2 protein-coding genes are annotated in these 1480 nt (G+C 52.1%); both read right to left on the reverse strand.

The genetic code is table 11. From position 1 onward, the window contains the following. Positions 1-902 (reverse strand): PTS system mannose/fructose/sorbose family transporter subunit IID (locus tag EKM91_RS13705; protein ID WP_164508612.1); only part of this gene is annotated, 902 nt, incomplete at its 3' end. A 17-nt stretch (positions 903-919) separates the two neighbouring features. Further along, positions 920-1480: PTS sugar transporter subunit IIC (locus tag EKM91_RS13710; RefSeq protein WP_125754445.1), on the reverse strand; the 561-nt coding region annotated here is incomplete at its 5' end.

The following is a 1480-nucleotide window of genomic DNA, read 5'->3' on the forward strand; positions in this document are numbered from 1 at the left end:
CCCCAAACGTGGAACAAGATCCCCACAATGAACAAACCAAAGATAATGATGATCGGCGATACTTTCTTCTTTAACAACCACATACATAGCAAGGTCACTAACAAGCCTGCCAAACCTGGGATCAAAGAATCCAAGTTCTGTTGCAAGGTGGTGACTTTATGGTCGGTCAAAGACAAGCCGTTAGCTTGATCTTGTAAGGCCTTTTGGATCCCTTTAGCCCCAGCTGGCAAGGAGTTCCAGTCGATGTAAGCCCCTTTATCCAACTTAACATTGGAAACTGTCGGGGTGAACTTGACGGAAACCCAACGTTCAACCAAGGACCCTAAGATAAACATCCCTAAAATCGAAGCGCCTTTGGTGACGTCTTGCAACAAGCTGCCAGACATGTCATCAGCGATCTTCGACCCGGCTTTGTAGCCGAATTCTTGTGTATACCACAAGAAGGCGATCCGGATAATATTCCAGACGACGAAGAAAATGATTGGGCCAAGAATCGAGCCGCTCATCGCCATGGAAGCCGCTAACGCCCCTAAGATCGGCCGTACCGTGAACCAGAAGACTGGGTCGCCGACACCAGCCAGCGGACCCATCATCCCCACTTTGACCCCTTGGATCGTGACGTCATCGACCGGTGCCCCATTGGCCCGTTCTTCTTCAAGCGCCAAGGTGACCCCGATAACTGGACTAGCCAGGTATGGGTGGGTGTTAAAGAATTCCAAGTGGCGCTTTAACGCCGCTGCGCGGTCTTCTTTAGTCGTATATAACTTCTTTAAAGCTGGGATCAAAGAATAAGCCCAGCCACCGTTTTGCATCCGTTCGTAGTTCCATGACCCTTGCAGGAAGGTCGAACGCCAGCAGACGTCCCAACGATCTTTTTTAGTTAATTTGATCTGATCAGCCATTTGTGTCAACCTCCTTTTTAATAACTATCGATGATGTCGCCGACTGGATCGCCGGTGCCACCGCCGTTGTTAGAGCCGCCATTGCTGGAGCCGCCGCCCATCTTGGACAGGTTCAAGTAGATCAAAGCCATCCCGATACCGATAGCCCCTAACCCGATCAAGGTGATCTCGGTGACCGTGCCTAACACAAAGCCGATCGCAAAGAATGGCCAAACTTCAGCCGTTGCCATCATGTTGATGACCATCGCGTACCCAACGGCCACGACCATGCCACCACCAATAGACAAGCCATCCACTAACCATGTCGGCATTGCATCCAGCATTGCCTTAACAGGGCCTTGGCCAACCGCCAAGACTAAGCCGGCTGGGATCGCGATCCGCAAGCCTTGCAGGCAAATTGCGACCCATTGCCAAATATCGATCTTCGTAAACGAACCTTCTTCAGCAGCGTGGTCCATGATATGCACGATCCCAGTGGTAATGGTCCGTACCAGCGTGGTCAACAGCAAACCGGCAACCGCCAGCGGCACCGCCAGTGCCACGGCAGAAGAAACGCCCGCTTTGCCTTGGCCGCCAAG

Source organism: Lacticaseibacillus baoqingensis, from assembly GCF_003946165.1.
GTDB classification, from domain to species: domain Bacteria; phylum Bacillota; class Bacilli; order Lactobacillales; family Lactobacillaceae; genus Lacticaseibacillus; species Lacticaseibacillus baoqingensis.